The organism is Pseudoalteromonas sp. SMS1 (assembly GCF_021530565.1).
Classification (GTDB): Bacteria; Pseudomonadota; Gammaproteobacteria; order Enterobacterales; family Alteromonadaceae; genus Pseudoalteromonas.
This window is the reverse complement of sequence record NZ_JAKGBI010000014.1, coordinates 13,378-34,746: the sequence shown is the minus strand read 5'-3', so window position 1 is coordinate 34,746 and position 21,369 is coordinate 13,378. Positions and strand designations below refer to the sequence as shown.

15 protein-coding genes are annotated in these 21,369 nt (G+C 45.2%); 14 read left to right on the top strand and 1 reads right to left on the bottom strand.

What is annotated here, in order from left to right:
• Positions 1 to 93 precede the first annotated feature (93 nt).
• The 4 genes from uvrD to L1286_RS15170 are packed head-to-tail and all read left to right on the top strand — an operon-like array spanning position 94 to position 6,274.
• Complete coding sequence (gene uvrD, locus L1286_RS15185; protein WP_235407911.1) at positions 94 to 2,259, top strand: DNA helicase II; 2,166 nt, start codon at positions 94 to 96, stop codon at positions 2,257 to 2,259.
• Positions 2,237 to 4,318, top strand: coding sequence for a GNAT family N-acetyltransferase (locus tag L1286_RS15180; RefSeq protein WP_235407910.1), 2,082 nt, complete (start codon positions 2,237 to 2,239; stop codon positions 4,316 to 4,318). Before uvrD ends, L1286_RS15180 begins: the two co-directional genes overlap by 23 nt.
• Positions 4,284 to 5,387, top strand: a complete 1,104-nt coding sequence (locus L1286_RS15175; RefSeq protein WP_235407909.1) for an ABC transporter substrate-binding protein — start codon at positions 4,284 to 4,286, stop codon at positions 5,385 to 5,387. The genes L1286_RS15180 and L1286_RS15175 overlap by 35 nt, the downstream gene beginning before the upstream one ends.
• Positions 5,388 to 5,425: 38 nt before the next feature.
• Entirely contained in the window at positions 5,426 to 6,274 is an 849-nt protein-coding gene (locus L1286_RS15170; protein ID WP_235407908.1) for a chemotaxis protein CheW, read from the top strand.
• A 48-nt stretch (positions 6,275 to 6,322) separates the two neighbouring features.
• Here L1286_RS15170 and typA read toward each other — a convergent pair whose 3' ends face one another.
• Positions 6,323 to 8,146 carry a translational GTPase TypA gene (gene typA / locus L1286_RS15165; RefSeq protein ID WP_235407907.1) on the bottom strand — a complete coding sequence of 608 codons (1,824 nt, stop codon included), beginning with the start codon at positions 8,144 to 8,146 and terminating at the stop codon, positions 6,323 to 6,325.
• Between the two features lie 269 nt (positions 8,147 to 8,415).
• Here typA and L1286_RS15160 point away from each other — a divergent pair, with 269 nt between their 5' ends.
• The 10 genes from L1286_RS15160 (at position 8,416) to L1286_RS15115 (ending at position 21,350) form a co-directional block, all read left to right on the top strand.
• Complete coding sequence (locus L1286_RS15160; protein WP_235407906.1) at positions 8,416 to 9,774, top strand: sigma-54-dependent transcriptional regulator; 1,359 nt, start codon at positions 8,416 to 8,418, stop codon at positions 9,772 to 9,774.
• The gene (locus tag L1286_RS15155) at positions 9,758 to 11,056 is read left to right on the top strand and encodes a sensor histidine kinase (RefSeq protein WP_235407905.1); all 1,299 of its coding nucleotides are present in this window, start codon (positions 9,758 to 9,760) and stop codon (positions 11,054 to 11,056) included. Before L1286_RS15160 ends, L1286_RS15155 begins: the two co-directional genes overlap by 17 nt.
• Positions 11,057 to 11,264: 208 nt before the next feature.
• Positions 11,265 to 12,455, top strand: a complete 1,191-nt coding sequence (locus tag L1286_RS15150) for an HlyD family secretion protein (RefSeq protein ID WP_235407904.1) — start codon at positions 11,265 to 11,267, stop codon at positions 12,453 to 12,455.
• Positions 12,456 to 12,490: 35 nt separating this feature from the next.
• Positions 12,491 to 13,222 carry an ABC transporter ATP-binding protein gene (locus L1286_RS15145; protein ID WP_235407903.1) on the top strand — a complete coding sequence of 244 codons (732 nt, stop codon included), beginning with the start codon at positions 12,491 to 12,493 and terminating at the stop codon, positions 13,220 to 13,222.
• Between the two features lie 12 nt (positions 13,223 to 13,234).
• On the top strand, positions 13,235 to 15,673 hold the full coding sequence (locus L1286_RS15140) for an ABC transporter permease (RefSeq protein ID WP_235407902.1): 2,439 nt from the start codon (positions 13,235 to 13,237) through the stop codon (positions 15,671 to 15,673).
• Between the two features lie 431 nt (positions 15,674 to 16,104).
• Entirely contained in the window at positions 16,105 to 17,511 is a 1,407-nt protein-coding gene (gene glnA / locus L1286_RS15135) for a glutamate--ammonia ligase (RefSeq protein WP_063356920.1), read from the top strand.
• A gap of 246 nt (positions 17,512 to 17,757) precedes the next feature.
• Positions 17,758 to 18,267, top strand: coding sequence for a DUF4124 domain-containing protein (locus L1286_RS15130; RefSeq protein ID WP_235407901.1), 510 nt, complete (start codon positions 17,758 to 17,760; stop codon positions 18,265 to 18,267).
• 127 nt (positions 18,268 to 18,394) lie between these two features.
• On the top strand, positions 18,395 to 19,471 hold the full coding sequence (gene glnL, locus L1286_RS15125) for a nitrogen regulation protein NR(II) (RefSeq protein ID WP_235407900.1): 1,077 nt from the start codon (positions 18,395 to 18,397) through the stop codon (positions 19,469 to 19,471).
• Complete coding sequence (gene ntrC, locus L1286_RS15120) at positions 19,471 to 20,877, top strand: nitrogen regulation protein NR(I) (protein WP_235408010.1); 1,407 nt, start codon at positions 19,471 to 19,473, stop codon at positions 20,875 to 20,877. Before glnL ends, ntrC begins: the two co-directional genes overlap by 1 nt.
• Positions 20,878 to 20,891: 14 nt before the next feature.
• Positions 20,892 to 21,350: a cyclic nucleotide-binding domain-containing protein gene (locus tag L1286_RS15115; protein WP_235407899.1), complete on the top strand. Its 459-nt coding sequence runs from the start codon at positions 20,892 to 20,894 to the stop codon at positions 21,348 to 21,350.
• Positions 21,351 to 21,369: the final 19 nt, after the last annotated feature.

The following is a 21,369-nucleotide window of genomic DNA, read 5'->3' as shown; positions in this document are numbered from 1 at the left end:
TATATTTTCATGTCTTGAAATACCTTGTGAAAACTGGGCTTTAAATGCGACGCTAGGTATACTTTGCCCTCACTTCTCGAAATAGGCGCAAAGATGGACGTATCTGAATTACTTGACGGCTTGAATGACAAGCAAAGAGAAGCGGTTGCCGCACCGCTTAGTAACATGCTCATTCTCGCGGGTGCAGGTTCCGGTAAAACAAGGGTGTTGGTGCACCGTATTGCTTGGTTAATGCAGGTCGAGCATGCGTCCCCGTATAGTATTTTTGCAGTAACCTTTACTAACAAAGCCGCAAAAGAAATGCGCACACGCGTAGAGGAAACTCTTCAGAGCCCGGTGGGTGGCATGTGGATAGGTACCTTCCACGGCTTATCTCATCGTATTTTGCGCGCACATCATAGAGAAGCAAAGCTACCAGAGTCTTTTCAGATCCTAGACTCTGATGATCAACAACGTATGATCAGGCGCCTCCTCAAGGCCATGAACATTGACGAAAAGAAATGGCCAGCAAAACAACTTAGCTGGTATATCAGCGCACGCAAAGACGAAGGGTTACGCCCAAAAGATATCCAAGCTTACGATGCCACCGAACAGCTGATGCTGAATGTCTATACGGCATATCAAGAAGCGTGCGATCGAGCTGGCCTTGTCGATTTCGCAGAAATATTGCTCCGTTGCTATGAATTATTACAACAGCAGCCAACGTTATTACGTCACTACCAACAACGTTTTAGACACATGCTGGTTGACGAATTCCAAGATACCAACAGCATCCAATATCAGTGGCTACGATTGCTAGCAGGTGGCGAAAATAACATCATGATTGTTGGCGACGATGACCAAAGTATTTATGGCTGGCGTGGCGCAAAAATTGAAAATATAAAACGCTTCTTGCAAGACTTTGATGCTGACACGATTCGTCTAGAGCAAAACTACCGCTCCACCGCAACCATTTTGAAAGCTTCGAACGCGTTGATCCAAAATAACGCTGAGCGTATGGGCAAAAGCCTCTGGACTGAAGGTAATCAAGGGGAACCTATTTCGATTTATGCCGCCTTCAATGAATTGGACGAAGCACGCTTTACTGTCGGTAAAATCAAATCCTGGTTGCAAGATGGTAATGCACTGACTGATTGCGCCATTTTGTACCGTAACAATGCTCAATCTCGTGTTCTAGAAGAGGCCTTACTTCAAGAAGGACTCAAGTATCGTATTTATGGCGGTATGCGCTTCTTCGAGCGTCAAGAAATCAAAGATGCGCTCTCTTACCTTCGTTTGATCAGTAATCGTAACGATGACGCCGCATTTGAGCGGGTGATCAATACCCCCGCACGTGGCATTGGCGACAAGACGCTGAGCCACATACGCGATTGTGCTCGCAATGAGTCATTACCGCTATGGTATGCAGCCAAAGCCGTGATTGAGCAACAACACTTGGCAGGGCGTGCGGCAACGGCTGTCACCCGCTTTATTGAATTGATCGAGCAGCTTGATGAAAAACTTGTCGAGTTGGCGCTGGCAGAGCAGGCCAAAACAACCATCGAGCACTCTGGACTATTGGCCATGTACCAAGCAGAAAAGGGTGAAAAAGGCCGTGCTCGAGTGGAAAACTTAGAAGAATTAATCAACGCATGTGGTCAATTTGAACTGCCTGTAGAGGAAGAGTTTACCTCGCCATTGCAGGGCTTTTTGGCATACACGTCACTGGAATCGGGTGAAGGTCAAGCCGATGAACATGAGGATGCAGTGCAAATGATGACCCTGCACTCTGCAAAAGGCCTCGAATTCCCGCTGGTATTTATGGTAGGCGTTGAAGAAGGCATGTTCCCATCACAACAAAGCCATGAAGAATCCGGTCGATTAGAAGAAGAACGTCGCCTTTGCTATGTCGGTATGACCCGAGCAATGCAAAAGCTCTATATCAGCCATGCCGAAAGCCGCAGATTGTACGGACAAGAAAAGTATCACAGTCCTTCACGCTTCTTACGTGAACTACCTGAAGAATGTACAGAAGAAATCCGTATTAAAACGCAAGTTTCAAGGCCGACAAGCACCAATCGCTTTAGTGCCTCAGTGAGTCATGCTGCCTTTGAAGACAGCGGATTCAATTTGGGACAGCGTGTATTACATGCGAAGTTTGGCGCAGGCACAGTACTCAATTATGAGGGCAGTGGTGCGCAGTCACGTATCCAGGTGAACTTCGATGATGTTGGTACTAAGTGGTTAGTCACAGCGTATGCTAGACTCCAAGCCATTTAATGTCTCTTCATTACTGCGCGAATTAGCACACGCGAGACATCGTCAGCTTTTGATATTGTGTGGCAGTCGACATTGGACTAAAACACAATATCAAGCAATGACGGACAATCATGCTGACCTCGTATTGAGCGATAATGTGCACTTTGAGCATGCAATCTGGCCTCAACATCTGCATCAGATCCTTGGCCAAGAATTTCAATTTGTATGCTATGACGGCTACAGCGGCATTGTCCCCAATATGCTCGCGGCGGCTGCTGGTACAGTCAAAGCCGGTGGCTTATTCGTTTTATTGATGCCGGAGCGCACAACACTCGATACCTGGTGCGACCCTGCACTGAGTAAATGGCTATCTGAGGGGGAGTGCACCGATTCAAGTCTATTCTTATCGCGCTTTGCCAAGTTAATGACGCAGCACAATTACTGGATCATCAGTGAGCAGGGTGAGCACAACTTACCTGCACAGTACAGTGTCCCTGGGCATCCACTTAACTTAGCGCCACAATTCGACGTAGTATCACGTATTTCGCAACATCTCGCCGCCAAAATCCCCTCACCCGTGTTGCTAAGTGCAGACCGTGGTAGAGGTAAATCTGCAGCGCTTGGACTTATTTCTGCACAACATGCACACCAAAAAATCGTGATTTGTGCACAGCAACGACGCGCTGTACAAAATAGTTTTAAGCACTTAGCGCTCGCACTTGACATGGCAGAACCCAGTGTACAGCAGAATCATCTACACAACCTTTCTTATCTGCCACCAGATGTCATCTTAGCAACACATCCTGATGTAGATATCTTGCTCATTGATGAAGCGGCTGCGATCCCTGTGCCCATTTTGACAAAATTATTAGCATACTGCGACAAAGTCGTCTTCGCCAGTACGTTGGTGGGTTACGAAGGCAATGGCCGCGGCTATACCTTGCGCTTTCAAAACCACTTAAAAACACACTACCCTAACTACTTGTCAGTGCATTTGGATGAACCTATCCGCTATGCCAGTAACGACCCATTAGAAGCGCAAATGCGCCAGTTGTTTGTATTGGATAGTGAGTATGCAACACCCACACCGTCAACGCCTGAGTCAATCTACTTCGAATGCATCGAACGAGTCGATTTACTCAATGACGAAGAGTTACTAAGACAAATCTTTGCCTTATTAGTCATTGCCCACTATCAAACCTCCGTGAATGACCTGAGACAATTGCTTGATAGTCCAAGTAACCGATTATTTGTTGCAAAACAAAATTTAAGCATTGTCGGCGTATGCTTGGTAAACATTGAAGGTGGTCTAGATGAGAGCTTAGCCACACAAATAGCCCAAGGTACACGCCGACCAGCAGGTCATATGATGGCGCAGCAACTGGTCCAATTACAAGGTGACACTCAGTTTGCCATTCACCGAAGTGCGCGTATCGTCCGCATAGCTATCTCACCAGCAATGCAGCAACAAGGGATCGGTCAAGCACTGGTTGGCTTCACCATGACGCAATTGCGCACTCAAGTAAGCTACTTTGGTAGTAGCTTTGGCGCCCAAGCCCACTTGCTCCAATTTTGGCAAAAGCTTGGCTTTGACGCCGTCAAATTGGGATATAGACAGGACAAATCGAGTGGTGAATACGCGATATTGGTGATCCATAAAGCCTCCGCGCTCGACACAACAGCTTTACGTGCACAGTTCAAATCTCAATTATTTTTTGATTTACCTGCCTTATACCGAGATTTACCTTGGCAACTCGTTCGTGCGCTTTGCTGCACTTTACCTCGCTGTCAGCTCGAACAGTCGACATTGACTCAACTCGCTTATCTCGTGAGTAAACCTGCGACACAACAGCACATTGCGCCACTGCTTCACGACGTAATCAAAGCACAACCCGACTTACTTTCGACATTAGCAAACATTTCCCAAATGCGTTTGATTCTACTATTATTACAGCGCCATCAGCCGAAAGAATTAGCCACAGAGCTAAAAGTAGAATCAAAGAAACAATTACAGCAAGTTTATCAACAGCTGTTATCGGAAGTTTATGCTGAAATCACTCATACACAGCGCCCTAATTAGTGGCTTGTTTTTATTACACTCAGTTACTTATGCACACCAGCCCGACCGCGTAAAACTCGGTATGAGTGTCGCCTTGAGCGGGCCTGCAAGCCACATTGGCATGCAACTCAAGACCGGTCATCAACTCTACTTTGACTATGCTAATGAACATGTACTCGATGAAAAACGAAAATTAGACCTGTTAGTACTCGACGATGGCTATGAACCTCACCGCACCGTTGATAATACCCATTACTTATTACAACATCATAAGATCCATGCCCTTATTGGAAATATGGGAACCCCCACAAGCCACGCGATAAAAGACATTCTCAAGCGCCACCAATTGCCATTTCTGATGCCATACACTGGTGCTAATTTTTTATATCACGAGCCTCAATTTCCAACCTTCACTCTACGAGCCAGTTACTTAGAGGAAGCCAAAGAACAAGTGAGATACCTCGTTGATGAATTGGGACACAAAAAGATCGCCCTATTGATTCAAGCAGATGAGTTTGGTTTAACGTTAGAACAAAGCCACAGGCAAGCACTGCTTGATAAAAACATTGAGCCCGTTGTCATTGCGCGCTTTCGTCGCAACACCAATGATGTCGCAAGAGCATTGACACAGATTTTGTTAACGGACACAACAGCGATTGCCATGATCGGCACCTATGAGCCCCTCGCCGCATTCATTAATCAAGCACACCGAGCTGGATTTAGAGGCACATATACCAGTGTGTCTTTTGTTTCATCTACCGCCTTATTCGCGCACATCATTGCACCTGCGCAAGTGATGGTCACCGAAGTCCTCCCAGAGCCAAAATCTTGTCAGGGTGAAGTATGCATGCTCTACCGTAAACTTTCTCATGACAAAAAAAGTCCCATCAGTTATCAAACATTTGAAGGGTTTGTGAATGCTTACATATTTGTTGCGGCATTTAAACATTGCACGATGGCGGCATTTTCAACCTGTATTGTACCTGCTATCGAAAAAGAGCGCCGAGCGAACTCTGCCATTCAGCAGCTGTTCAACCAGCAAAAAAGTCATGGGGATCATCCAGTCTATAGGTCTTATTTGAAATATTGATCTATGCTTAGTACAAGCAAATAATGTTTGAGGCTAGCATGGATCTGATCAACTTTAGAGTAGGAAAAAAAACAATATCACTCAAGATTTTAGATATTTTGCTCACAGAGCGGTATGAAGGGAATTTAACTTCTTTGCCTAATGAAAACCCCAGTTTTCTCGGCGTCAAAGATTACATGGGCACACCGACCCCTATCTTTGATCTAGGGCTCATTCTAAATAATCAATCTTCCTATGAAACAAATCAATCCTTGGTAGAATTGCTTCAATTACGCGAGCAAGACCACAAAGCGTGGCTTGCTGAGCTCGAACTCAGTGTGCACAATGATGTGCCTTTCACAAAATCTAGGGATCCCAAACAAACTGAATTTGGTAAATGGTTTTACAACTTTAAAACCGACAATGAAGATTTAAAAGCCATTTTAAGCCGCTTTGAGGGGCCGCACGATAGGCTACATAGTATCGCTGATGAAGTGCTTAACTTGTGTAACAAGGGAAAAAAAGATCAGGCGTTAGCGACCTTAGAGAAAGAAAAACTAACCACCTTTACAAAACTTATTAGGCTATTTGAGTCTGCTCGAGACCAAATTATTTTAGATCACAAGCCTATCATTGTGTTTACCACGGAAGACGGACAGCAACCCCACATTGGACTACTGGTGGATCGCGTAGAGGACAACATTCACTGCGATGAATCGGATATCAAACCACTACATGAAATGACCAATGTCGGATTCGATATTGACCCTCAAACGAAAAAAATGATGAAAGGTCTCATCAAACAAGGTGACAACCACAGCCTAGTGTTAGATCCCAGTGCTATCTTTAGGCCGGAGCATCTGCATGATTACGAACCGATCGAAACAGAAGAGTATGGGTTATTCTAGACAAACAAAAACGCCGCGATAAACGCGGCGTTTTTGTTGTATCAGCAATTAGCCTTTCGCTTGACGGCTTGCGCGCTTACGCTCACTTTCAGTCAATAGCTTCTTACGAATACGGATGCTTTCAGGTGTTACTTCTACCAGCTCATCATCATCGATGAACTCAAGTGCTTGCTCAAGTGTCATGACGATTGGTGGGACAAGGTTTTGCGCTTCATCAGTACCTGATGCACGAACGTTCGTTAGCTGCTTACCTTTCAGCGCGTTAACGGTTAAGTCGTTATCACGTGCGTGAATACCGATGATCATACCTTCGTATACTTCAACACCGTGACCGATGAATAGCTTACCACGGTCTTGAAGGTTGAATAGTGCGTTAGTCAGTGCTTTACCTGCCGCGTTTGCGATAAGTACACCGTTCTTACGTTGACCAATGTTACCGCCTTTGTGTGGGCCGTAATGATCAAACGTGTGGTACATTAGACCAGAACCAGACGTCAATGTCATAAAGTCAGTTTGGAAACCGATAAGACCACGAGAAGGCATCATGAAGTCCATACGGATACGACCTTTACCATCTGGTGCCATGTCAGTCATTTCTGCTTTACGAAGGCCAAGTTGCTCCATGATAGAACCTTGGTGCTCTTCTTCAACGTCAACCGTTACGGTTTCATACGGCTCTTCTAACTGTCCGTCTACTTCGCGTAGGATTACTTCAGGACGAGATACTGCAAGCTCGTAACCTTCACGACGCATGTTTTCGATTAGGATACCTAGGTGAAGTTCACCACGACCTGATACGCGGAAGCTATCTGGGTTATCCGTTTCTTCAACACGAAGTGCTACGTTGTGTACAAGCTCAGCTTGAAGACGCTCAAGGATGTTACGTGATGTCACGAACTTGCCTTCTTGGCCTGAGAATGGAGATGTGTTTACAGAGAATGTCATTGTTACTGTCGGCTCATCAACAGACAGTGCAGGTAGTGCTTCAACTGCGTTTACATCACATACCGTATCTGAAATTTTCAGCTCACCAAGACCTGTGATCGCAATGATGTCGCCCGCTTGCGCTTCTTGCGCTTCGTGACGGTCAAGACCTAAATAAGTCAATACTTGGCCAACTTTACCGTTACGTGTTTTACCATCCGCGCCAACAATTGTTACCTGCTGGTTTACTTTAACAGTACCGCGCTTGATACGACCAACACCGATTACACCGATGTAAGAGTTGTAATCTAGCTGAGAGATCTGCATTTGGAAGTCGCCAGCTGGATCAGCGTCTGGCTGTTCTACTTGCTCAACAATCGCTTCGAACATAGGTTGCATGTTGTCTGACGGCTCATCTAAGTCTAGCGTTGCCCAACCGTTGATTGCTGATGCGTAGATAACTTGGAAATCAAGTTGTTCGTCCGTTGCACCTAAGTTGTCGAATAGATCGAATACCTGGTCCATTACCCAATCAGGGCGCGCACCTGGTTTATCAATCTTGTTGATTACAACAATAGGCTTAAGACCTAGTGCGAAAGCTTTTTGCGTTACGAAACGCGTTTGTGGCATCGGGCCTTCTTGTGCATCAACCAGTAGAAGTACAGAGTCAACCATTGATAGTACACGTTCTACTTCACCACCAAAGTCGGCGTGTCCCGGGGTGTCTACGATATTGATGTGGTAGTCGTTCCACTCAATGGCGGTGTTCTTCGCCAAGATTGTGATACCACGCTCTTTTTCAATATCATTTGAATCCATTACACGCTCTTCGTTGCCACCGCGTGTCTCTAATGTGCCAGATTGTTCTAGCAGCTTATCGACTAGGGTAGTTTTACCATGGTCAACGTGTGCGATAATCGCAATATTTCTTAACTTTTCAATGCTCATTACTGTTACTCAGAGAAGTTGGCCTTCAGTGATCCTAGTCGATCCACGCAATTTTGCGCGCCTAAGATACCGTTCCACTATTAAAGGTCGCGTATTATCCCCTAATAATGTGACAGATGAAAGTTTATCCAGAGGATTTTTTCTTTTTTACTGCAATTTACTGCTTAAACCTGCTGATTTTTTGCCTGTTGTTTGTTCCTGTTCAAAGTACTAAACTGCGTCATAAGCCCTTCGTAAAATGGGCAAAAAGAAAAACAAAGGAACGATATATGAAGTCACAGTCTTTGATTTTGATTGTGGAAGATAACCGTGAGGTAAGGCTCGCGGCGCGATTTGTACTGGAAGATTTCGGCTATCAAGTCGAAGAAGTCGAAAACCCCGTGCAAGCAAATGAATTTCTTTCCCGTACCCTCCCTGCTTTGATCATGCTCGACATGAACTTTGATCTCGACTCTACCTCAGGGGAAGAAGGGCTACGCTTTCTGCGCGGACTCAAACGAGACGCCATCGACATCCCGGTGATCGCCATGACTGCCTGGTCGAACACGGATTTAGTGGTGCAAGCAATGCAGCTGGGCGCTGTCGACTTTATTGAAAAACCTTGGCAGAACCAACGCCTTGAGCAAGTGATTCAGCAACAACTGAAAATATCAGGACTGCAAAAAAGTAACTCAGCCCTCAGCCAAGCGCTTACGCCAAATGAAGCAGACCCTATTTGGCAAAGCGCGGCAATGCAGCAATTAATGGCTCAGCTCAGCGCTGTGGCCCAAACGGACGCCAATATCCTGATAACGGGTGAAAACGGCGCGGGGAAAAGCCACATTGCCACTTGGGTCCACACCCAGTCTTTACGAAACACACAACCATTTATTTCACTCAATATGGCCGCCATTCCTGAACAGTTATTCGAAAGCGAACTGTTCGGCCATGTTAAAGGGGCATTTACGGATGCCAAATCTGAACGCGTCGGCCGCTTTGCATTAGCAGACAAAGGCACCTTATTTTTAGATGAAATAGGCACACTGCCACTTGCACAGCAAGCTAAGCTACTGCGCGTACTTGAAACTGGCGAATTTGAAAGAGTGGGTTCTAGCAAAACCGTCACCAGTGATGTACGGCTCATCAGCGCAACCAATGCTGAATTTGAGCAACTCATTACCCAAGGCGAATTCCGACAAGACTTATATTACCGCCTCAATACATTCACGTTTAGGATTCCCGCATTGCGCGAACGTATTGATGATATTGTGCCACTCGCCGAGCACTTTTTGACCAAGCATGGAAGTAAGTATAACAAGCAACATGTCACGATTGGCCCTTGCGCGAGGCAAGCATTGATGCAATACAGCTGGCCCGGTAATACGCGCGAGCTGAGCCATTTAATAGAAAGAGCGGTGTTACTTTGCCAAGCTGGTGTCATTCTTGCCACCGACCTGCATTTGCCAAATACACAAACCAACAATGCCCCTGACTCGCTCCCAGAGATGACATTAGAACAAGCCGAAAAACATTTAATTGTGCAAGCGCTGAGTAAATTTAATGGCAATAAAAACAAAGCGGCACAGCAGCTAGGGATAACCAAGCAAGCACTGTATCGACGGTTAGAAAAATATGCATTGGAAGAATAATAGCTTAGAGGGCTTTTGGAAAAGGCAGTGCCTACTGCTGATTGTGGTGCAAATAAGCCTGCTCACACTTTGCTGGCAGTATGGTTTTTCTCAACCACACCCCATCTTCAATACAGTGACAATCAGTAGTTTAATCACTTGGCTAGGGGCAACTATTTGGATATTCCACCGTGTCATCACGCAGGTAAAATCATCGTATTTACGCAGTACAAATCAGCTTGAGTCTTGCCGACAACAAGACTTTAGTCAGCAAGCAAAAGCGCGTTTTACCACAGGTATTGTTGGTAACTTTCATCACCAATTAACCCTCCTTAGTAATGACTTACTGACTACTAAAAACAATGAAGATAAAGAGTCAATTTTACTGCTTCGGCTTGTTAAGCAATTGAACACGCCGATATTGGTGTTTGATGAACGCTTGCAACTGAGCTTTGGTAACCACGCATGTACGTTGTTATTCAAACAACCTTGGCAAACCTTACGCTTTACCAGCGCTGCACGACTCGGCTTAGGCAACCAACCTGATTGGCATTTCAAAGATGATAAGCGCCAACAACGCTGGCAAGTACGTCACAGTAACTTTAACCACAACGGCCATACCTATCACTTGTTGGTAATGACGGATATCCAAATAGCGCTGAGAGAGCAAGAGCTCAAAGCATGGCAGCGTTTGATACGGGTGATTAGTCATGAGATCCGTAACTCTCTCACCCCTGTTAGTACCATGTTAGAGAGACTCAGACACAGGGCAAGTAGTGAGCGAGATAGCGCCGCTTTTGATGTCATTGTAGAACGCTGTGAGCACCTCGCAGAATTCGTAAAACGCTATGCACAATTGCAGCAAAGCGTTACGGTAAAAGCCTCCGTTCAGCCTTTTTCACTGCTTTGTTTGGAACTAAGCGCTTTATTTCCTCAGGCAAATTGGCAATTAGAAGGCCAACATCTCACGTTCCACTGCGATGTGACGTTACTCAAGCAAATACTTATCAACTTAACTAAAAATGCGTTAGAAGCCTGCTCGGATACACCGCAACTCACGTTATCACTGAAATTGAAAAATCACACTGCGACAATTTGCTTAACAGACAACGGTCATGGACTCAGTAACCCCGATAATCTGTTTGTGCCTTTTTATTCGACCAAAGAGCGTGGTGAAGGTATTGGCTTAATGTTATGCCAACACCTAACAGAGCAAATGAATGGCCAATTGCAATTAGTTAATCGCGCGGATGGTCAACGGGGTGCCAGTGCCGTTATCACATTAGCGCAACCCACTCACTAAGTGTCCGAATTTAATAAAGCAAAGTCCGGTTTCGGACCTTGCTTTATTAAGTCAGCCCCAATAAAAAGAAAAACAATTTAAAAACAATAAGTTAACTTTTGGCACATGGCTTGCTCAACCCTGTACATCATCAATAAATATAAAGATAAATATGGACGTCGCAAAATCAAAAACAGTCTCACCAAAACATTCACTTAAGAGAAAAATCATGGCTATGGTCGTCTGTGCCTCTGTGCTAGGCGGTGTATTTCATTTCACCTCATCATCGAGTTCCACCAGCTTGCAACAGAATAGCTTGATTGTCGCAACGGTTCAGCGAGGTGATCTAGCTATCCAAGTGGATGGATATGGCGTCCTACGCTCCAATCAACAAAAACTGTTAACTGCACAGAGCAGCGCGACGGTCAGTGAAATACTGCTGCGCCCAGGTGCAGTTGTGACGCCGGACTCTGTGATTTTAAGAATGCAAGATCCCGACCTAAAACAGTCAATTGAAACAGCACACATGGCACTTGAAGAACAAGAAGCTAATTTGCGTCGTCAAAGGCTTGCCAACCAGCGAGAACGTTTGTCTGAAAAAGCCACGCAAGCGCAATTAGAAAGCGATTATCAGTCACTGGTACTGCGTCGCCAAGCACAGCAAGTGCTTCGTGACCAAGGTGTTATCCCAGCCATTGATGTAAAAACTGCAGAGCTCGAAGAACAGCAGCTCGGCGCACGTACTGAACTACAGCGCCAACGTATTACGCAACTGGCGCAATTACACCAAGAAGACATCGAAATCTCTCAACAGCAGGTAAACCAAGCGCGCTCAAATTTGGCAAGGCTAGAGCAGCGCGCTCAACAACTCGAAGTCACTGCGGGGATCAGCGGTACCATACAACGCCTCGCGGTTGAGCTTGGTCAAAGCGTCTCGGCAGGCCAAGAATTAGCGCAAGTGGGGAGCAACTCAGACTTACAAGCGCTGATCCGCGTGCCGCAATCAAAAGCGGAGCAAATCAAAGTTGGACAATCCGCAACGATTGATACTCGCCGTGAACGCGTTCCTGCTGCCGTTACTCGGATCACGCCACAAGTGCAAGATGGCACTATCGAAGTGGAACTGTCTTTTACCGAGGGAGTACCTGAGTCGGCTAGACCAGAACTAAGCGTAGAAGCAGAGATCCTCACAAATCAATTAAGCAATGCTCTATATGTCGAGCGACCAGCAAATAAACAAGCCCATAGCGCAACTGAGCTTTACATCATCGACGGGGAGCAAGCTGTTGCAACCACAATACAATTTGGCGAAGACGCAGGTCGACACTTGCAAATTCTACAAGGTGCGCAAGAAAACCAACGTGTCATTCTCTCCGATATGACACAGCACAGTGAGCATAAGACCATCACGTTACTTTGAACCCACTAACAAGAATTAAAAGAAAGGATTTAAACATGAAAGAAAGCGTATTAACAATGTCAGGTGTAACCAAGGTATTCAGCACCGAAGAAATGGAAACCCATGCATTAAGAGGCATCGATCTCACCATTTATCGCGGAGACTTTGTCTCCATCTGTGGCCCATCTGGCTGTGGTAAATCAACCTTACTCTCCATCTTAGGGCTGTTGGACATGCCCAGCTCTGGTCAGTACCAAATTGAAGGAGAAGAAGTGAGCCAATTGACGTTGGCGCAGTCAGCATATATTCGTAATGAGAAAGTCGGTTTCATATTTCAGTCGTTTAACCTGATTGATGAACTGACGGTCTATGACAATGTCGCGCTACCGCTTAGATATCGCAAAGAGCCCATGGCAGAAGAACAGATCAAGCAAGCGGTGGAAGCTTGTCTGGCTAAAGTTGATATGAGCCACCGAGCTAGCCACAAACCCAACCAACTTTCTGGTGGTCAACAACAGCGTATTGCCATCGCCCGAGCACTGGTTGGACAACCAAGCATGCTGCTGGTTGATGAGCCAACAGGTAACCTAGATTCAATCAACGGCGATGCAGTGATGGCTATGTTGCAGCAGCTCAATGCCGAAGGCACCACCTTATGCATGGTGACGCACGATCCCCGCTATGCCGATATGGCGACTCGGCAACTCCATTTACTCGATGGCAAAATCATCGACAGTGAAGAGCATGGCGATCCCAAGCATGCGTTTGAAATACCTCTTGCACAGTAAGTAGGTGCCATTATGTTGAAACACAATTTATTAATCGCAATCAAAAGTTTAGCAAGAGTAAAAAGCTATGCATTGACCATCATCATGACCTTGGGTGTCACGCTAGGTGTGATGGTAGCGATGTACAATCTGAACTACCAAATCATCGCAGCGCCACTACCTTATCCGGATCAGGATAGGCTATTCTTAGTCCAAGGCCAACTGCTAGCTGACGGTGAAGTAAAACGTGAAAACTACCTGCCCTTTTTAGGCGCGGTTGAAGCCTATAAAGATAAGCACCCAGGGATCGAGACTTTTGCGCTACACAATATCAGTATTGATGTTGAGCAAAGCTTACCAAGCAGTCCAACCTTCAATACGGGCGCCATCACGCCTGAATATATGCAGATCATTGATGCGCCACTGGCATTAGGACGCCACTTTACAAAAGAGGAAGGACTCGACAGCAATCAACCTGTTGCCATTATCTCATACGATGTCTGGCAGACACACTTTGGTGGGAGCAGTGAAGTACTTTACCGCTCTGTGACTTTCAAAGGTATCAGCTTTATCATCGTTGGCGTCACGGCTGAACACTTCGCTGAGCCTGTATTAGCAACCCCCACGTGGCGTACTGATGTGTGGTTCCCTTACGACTATCGCGATACCCCAGATCCGCTTTGGACATTTTCTTCAAATCAGGTTCACTTGGTTGGTAAATTGGCCAAAGGTGCGAATATCAGCCGTACCCAGCTAGCACTCAATAACTGGGTGATGACACGATACCCTGCGGCGGTCGCAGATGATCCCACTGTGGCAAATACTGAAGTTAAATGGCGCTTTACCACTTACAAATCACGTATTATTGGCGATGCAGGCAATACCAGTGTCATGATGCTCGCAGGCAGTGTGGTACTGTTACTTATTGCCCTCAGTAACATCGGCAACCTCGTTTTATCTCGCGCTGTTGAGCAACAACGTGCTTTTGCAATTCAAGCCGCATTAGGTGCACAGCCTCACCACTTGTTCAAACAAGTCCTGCTTGAATTATCTTTGCTATTTGCCATCGCACTTATCGTTGCTACCGGTATTGTGAGTCTTATTTTGGGCTTATTAAAAGCTGGGTATGCAGGCCCACTTGCACGTTTAGATGAACTGAGCTTGAATCTGAACACAGTGCTATTTTCGATTGTCTTAACACTTATGCTTAATTTTGCACTCGCTTGGGTGGTCAGCAGGCAGCTCAATTACAATGTCATCATCGGTGCATTGCAAAGCAGTGGTAAGGGCTCTGGCGTACAAGTGTCTAAATACACGCGCCAAGTACTGGTTTCAATGCAGGTATTTTTTTGTATCTCTCTGCTCGTGTTATGTGTGAGCATTTTCAAACAAAGCTGGGCACAGCTCACTGCGCCCACGCATATCAACACTGACAATACCGCACAGATTGCTTTAAACGTTGGCACATTACTCACTGAAATGTCTCCAGAGCAGCGCGCCACACTGGTGCTTGAAGCAACAGAGCGGCTGAACCAACACAGTGACATCGTGCGTGCCGGTGTCGGTAGCTATCCACCTATCTCCTATTGGTTGGAGCAGTTCTCTACATATCACTCGCAGTTACAGCCCGGCATGGATAAGCCCGTCGTAACACATAAACGAGTTTGGGGGACACGCGCTTATTTTGAAACATTCGGCTTAAGCTTAACGCAAGGGCGTCACTTTACCGATGCGGAGGCCAGAGACAGAGCACCCGTTGTGATCATCAATGCATTTATGGCTGAAATGATCAAAGCTTCTGGACAAGCTCCGATTGGTGCAAAGCTGTATGAACGCAACGCCAGTGATCCCATCACGGTTGTGGGTATCGTAGAGAATTTGAATTTGCCAAACCAACCGCCAATTTCAAGAACCTATCGCCCTCGTGTGATCACTGGATACCCAATTGTTGTCGTCGAAACTAAACCCAACGTGCAGCTATCTAGACACAGTATCAATGAATTACTAGCACAAGTACATTCGCAAATTCGCGTTTATGACTTACAAACCACAGAGCAAATTCTATCCTCGCACCTTAAATCACAGCGCGTTGCCAGTATTTTTACTGCTGTACTTTCAGTGGTTGCGGTGATATTAGCAGGTATTGGTATTTACGGTGTATTTAGCTATACCATTGCCTTAAGGCGCTATGAACTAGGTATTAGAATGTCAATTGGCGCAACCCCTGTGACAATTTTCAAACTGGTACTGACAGAAAACATGCAACCATTTTTATTCGCAGCCGCTGCGGCCTCCTGCGCATTGCTGATCGGTTACTTTAGTGCAGCGTCCACGCCCTTCATGCACATGATGAACGTATGGAGTTGGTTGATCCCTGTCGCTTTAATAGCATGCCTAGTCGTGGGCATCACCCTAGTATCAACTTGGAGCATTATTCGCCAGCCAGCACAGTACGCATTAAAAGGGACTTAAGCATGTCTCAAACCAGCTACCGATCAGCATACAATATCATGATAATTTCCCGCCTGAGAGGTTGTTTCTGGTTTGTCATGGCGGCTGGTTTATTTATCTTACCTCTGGGTTATATAAATGGGCTATGCTTAACCTGTGAGCTCGTAATGCTGTCTAAATCTAGTAATACGAGTCCTGCATTTTTATACTCGCTTCACGTGCTAGAGTGGCTAGAATAACGCATTCAGTTAGATCTTTAGCGTATTGCACCACAATAGTGCAATACGTTCTTAAATGGTGCACTCATTTAGGTCAATCACGTGCTTTTTGACCATCAAAAACGAAATAAATCAATATTTACAACAACTTGAACTTTTGGCACAGATCACGCTTACTAGAGCGCAGTTAAGCAAATTATTGCAGCAAAAAATAACCCACGAGTCGGAGGACACATGTCACAATCGGTTTTAGATTTTATTAAAGAGAATGAAGTAAAGTTTGTAGATTTACGTTTCACGGATACTAAAGGTAAAGAACAACACGTTTCAATCCCTCATCATCAAGCCGATGAAGACTTCTTTGAAGACGGCAAAATGTTCGATGGTTCATCAATTGCTGGCTGGAAAGGTATCAACGAATCTGACATGGTGCTTATGCCAGATGCAAGCACTGTAAAGCTTGACCCATTTGCAGAAGAAACAACCATGATTGTACGCTGTGATGTACTTGAGCCTTCTACGATGCAAGGCTATGAGCGTGACCCACGTTCAGTCGCAAAGCGTGCTGAAGATTACATGCGCTCTACAGGCATCGCAGATACCGTACTATTCGGTCCAGAGCCAGAGTTCTTCCTTTTTGACGATGTTAAGTACAAAACTGATATGTCGGGCTCTATGTACTCTATCGATGCAGAAGAAGCATCTTGGAACTCAGACAAGAGCTACGACGAAGGCAACACAGGCCACCGACCTGGCGTAAAAGGTGGTTACTTCCCAGTAGCACCTGTTGATTCTTCACAAGATTGGAGAAGCGCAACGTGTCTAGTACTTGAAGAGTTTGGTCAAGTTGTTGAAGCGCATCACCATGAAGTTGCAACAGCCGGTCAAAACGAGATCGCAACACGCTTCAATACTATGGTTATTAAAGCGGACGAAATCCAAGAGATGAAATACGTTATCCACAACATGGCGCACCACTATGGTAAAACGGCAACCTTCATGCCTAAGCCAGTTGTAGGTGATAACGGTTCTGGTATGCACTGTCACCAGTCACTAGGTAAAGATGGTCAAAACATCTTTGCAGGCGATAAGTACGGTGGTCTATCTGAAGACGCCCTTTACTACATCGGCGGTATCATCAAGCACGCGAAAGCAATCAATGCATTTGCAAACGCGTCTACTAACTCGTACAAGCGCCTAGTACCTGGCTTCGAAGCACCTGTTATGCTTGCTTACTCTGCACGTAACCGTTCAGCTTCAATCCGTATTCCGGTCGTTCCTTCAGAGAAAGCACGTCGTATCGAAGTACGTTTCCCTGACCCAACAGCGAACCCTTACCTTGCTTTCTCTGCAATGCTAATGGCTGGCCTTGACGGTATCAAAAACAAAATCCACCCTGGTGATGCAATGGATAAAGATCTTTACGATCTGCCTGCTGAAGAAGCAGCTGAAATCCCAACTGTTGCAGCATCATTAGAAGAAGCATTGGCATCACTTGATGCGGACCGTGAATTCTTAACGCAAGGCGGTGTGTTCACTGATGACTTAATCGATGCATACATTGCACTTAAGTCTCAAGAAGTTGAGAAATTAAACATGACAACTCACCCAGTTGAGTTCGAAATGTACTACAGCGTTTAATCGCTGAGATATACCAGCAGTAAGCAGGGTAGTTCGCTACCCAGCGCAGTGTTTTCTGCTATTTAAGTATATTCTGCGCGCTTAAATCATATGTGTTCTCAAGCCCGCTTAATGCGGGCTTTTTTATGGCAAAATCATATTAAACACACTACAGTTATGGGATGAACATTAGTACTTGCACTATTGTGAAAATTACACAATGATGGTGTTTTTTGGCACTTTTTAAACTTGCTCAGTGAGGTCAACGTGGCTCGCCTTTGGATATTAATCGCGTTTTGTATCGTCTGCTCAAATGCGTATGCAGACAAAAAGGTTTACCGTTGGAAAGATCAAAACGGCAATTGGGTCTATTCTGATACCCCTCGAAAAGGCGCAAAAGAGGTCAAAATTAACACGAATTTTTTAACTATGCCGGCAACTGACACATCAGTTTTAACTACCTCACAATCGGCGTCAGGACAAACGTATAAAGCGGCCATTATTGCCCCTAATCATAAGCAAACATTACGTGATAACACCGGTAGTGTGTACGTGAGTGGTCAAATTACACCGAGGTTTGCAAAAGATTTTACTGTACAACTTTATTTGAATGGTAAGCCCACAGGCCCTAAACAACATACGGTTACATTCGCGTTGCGTAATGTCCCACGTGGAGAACACGCATTACAACTCATGGTATTCAATGGTAAGGATGAAATCGTCACGAAAAGTGATGAAACAATTTTTTTCTTACATAAAGCTTCGGTAAATAATTAACTTAACAATCAATCATTGCGTTGTCCTAGAAAATATAAAACGAAACAACGACTTTCAAACTAATTAAACATTCGACATAGGATTGTGTTACATTGATATGCACCAAGTTGGTGCAAGGCGACCCATTATGGAACAAGCATCCCCTTCTATACTCCAAGAACTTTGGCAAAACCTATCAACATCTGTCATTTTACTAGATGAAGAATTAAGAATTCACTATGCGAACAACAGTGCCAGTGAATTACTCGGACTTGGTCAGAAACGATTAATAGCTCAACCGTTTGAAAGTATTTTTCATCATCATTTAATCGACCTAAAGCGCCTCAAACGCTATGTGCTAGAAGATGGTATAGACTGTCAGCAACACAAGGTAGACGTGGTATTTATCGATAATCGGGCCAGTACAATCAGCCTCTTTGCTCGCAAGCTCTACTGTGATAATCAGCACTTTATTCAACTCGAATGTCGGCGCATTGATGAAGAATTACGATTTGATAACGCGTTTAATCAAGCTAACCAATATCAAGCAGCGCGTAACCTGATTCGAGGGTTAGCCCATGAAATTAAAAACCCACTCGGCGGGATCAGAGGAGCGGCGCAATTATTGCAGTATGAAGTTGATCAGCAAGAACGGGATGAGTGCGCACAACTCATCATTGATCAAGCCGATCGCCTTAGGGAGCTTGTGGATAGACTTTTAGGCCCCAATGCATTGCCAAAGAAAGCACTGTGTAATATCCACAAAGTTTTGGAATCAATTTTAAAACTCAGCGCACTGGATGCTGAGCAGTCCGTTTCATTGCGAAAAGACTACGATCCAAGTATCCCGGATATTTGCCTTGATGAAGCAAAGATTCAACAAGTGGTGTTAAACATCGTGCGTAATGCGCAACAAGCATTAAACGGACATGGTGAAATCTGTGTAACAACACGTATTTGCCATCGCGTACGGCGAGGTAAGTTAATGTTAAGAAAAGCATTACTTATCAAAATTGCTGACAACGGGCCAGGTATAGACGAGTCGCTAAAGGCGACGCTGTTTTACCCCATGGTCACAAATAAAGAAGGGGGCTCAGGTCTCGGGTTATCAATCGCTCAAACTTTAGTCGAGCAACACCGAGGCTTTATTGAGTGTGACAGCTGGCCTGGACATACAGAGTTTTGTATTTACTTACCCTTTGAAGACGAACTAGGGAGCAAATGATGAAGAGTGTTTGGTTAGTTGATGATGATGCGTCAATTCGCTTTGTATTAGAAAAAGCCTTGTCTAGAGCTGGTTTTGAAACTGAAAGTTTTGCTAACGGCCAAGATGTGTTGACTGCGCTCGAATACGACCAACCCTCCGTATTAATGTCAGACGTTCGTATGCCTGGTATAGATGGTATGGCGTTGTTAGAAGAAGTCAGCGACCTCTACCCCGCCTTACCCGTAATCATTATGACTGCACACTCTGATCTAGACTCCGCTGTTAATGCCTTCCAAAAAGGCGCCTTTGAATATCTAGCTAAGCCCTTCGACTTGGATGAAGCAACTTCACTCGCTGACCGAGCCTATCGGGCAGCACAACAAAATGTCAAAGCCAAACAAGTAGACGCTATCTCCAATCGACCAGACATTATTGGTGAAGCCCCCGCAATGCAAGAAGTGTTTAGAGCCATCGGTAAGTTATCAGCGTCTAGTATGAGTGTTTTAATTAACGGAGAGTCTGGCACCGGTAAAGAGCTGGTCGCGGGGGCACTACACAACCATAGTCCACGAAAAGACAAAACCTTTATCGCTTTAAACATGGCCGCTATCCCCAAAGATTTGGTTGAATCTGAGCTGTTTGGCCATGAAAAAGGCGCCTTTACCGGCGCGGATAGCGTCAGAAGAGGACGCTTTGAGCAAGCCAATGGTGGCACGCTATTCCTGGATGAAATTGGTGACATGCCATTGGATGTGCAAACCCGACTACTCAGAGTATTAGCTGATGGCGAGTTTTATCGTGTTGGTGGCCATCAAAGTATCAAAGTAGACGTTCGCATTTTAGCGGCAACTCACCAAGATTTAGAACAGTTGGTCAGCCAAGGGAAGTTTCGTGAGGATCTATTTCATCGACTTAATGTCGTTCGGTTACGCATTCCGCCATTGAGAGAGCGCAGTGTAGACATTGCTAAACTTGCCCAATACTTCTTAGCCAAAAGTGCCAAAGAGCTCAAAGTCCCCAGTAAAGTGCTCACTGAAAAAGCGTTGGCGCAACTGTGCGCCTTTCATTGGCCCGGTAATGTCAGACAATTGGAAAATACTTGCCGATGGCTGACCGTAATGGCACCGGGTGATATGGTGGGTCCACAAGACTTACCGCCCGAACTCATGCAATCAACAGAAACGAGAGAGGTGAGCGACAATCAAGATTGGCTAGATGCCTTTCAACTTTGGCTCGACCAACAACTTTTACAAGGCGAAGAGCATATTTGGCCACAAATACAAGCTCAACTAGAAACACGCTTAATTAAGTCCGCACTGGCTGCCTGCCATGGACATAAGCAAGATGCTGCGCTAAAAATAGGATGGGGGCGTAATACATTGACCCGCAAACTGAAAGAACGCAATATGCTAGAAAATGAATAAGTGTTTGGCAGACTATGAAGCTGTTAGAAAATATCACCACCATTAAACAACTCGAAATCATTAATCGGCTGGACTTTTTTAAAGAGTTTACACTGGCCGAACGGCAAGTTTTATTAGAATCGTTTAGCCACCTCTATTTAATAGGGCAAAATAAATATGCGTTTAAACGCTTTGAGCAAGACAATCGACTGTACATAATATTAAGTGGTGAGTTACGAATTTTTGCCGAAAAGAGCCATATCGATATTGGCCATGTGGGACCAGGTGAATTTGTTGGTGAAGGCGCTTTTATTTGTCATCGAGAGCGCAGTACCAGTGCACAAGCCGTTTCAGACACGATTGTTTTAGCCATTACCGCGGAGGCACTCACTAAATTGCCAGCAGTAATTCGAGAAAAAATCAAAGATAAAATTATCGAGGGCATGAGTGAGCGCATTCACAAACTCAATCACTACATTGAAGAGCAATTTTAACTAATCCGAAAACTGCAGA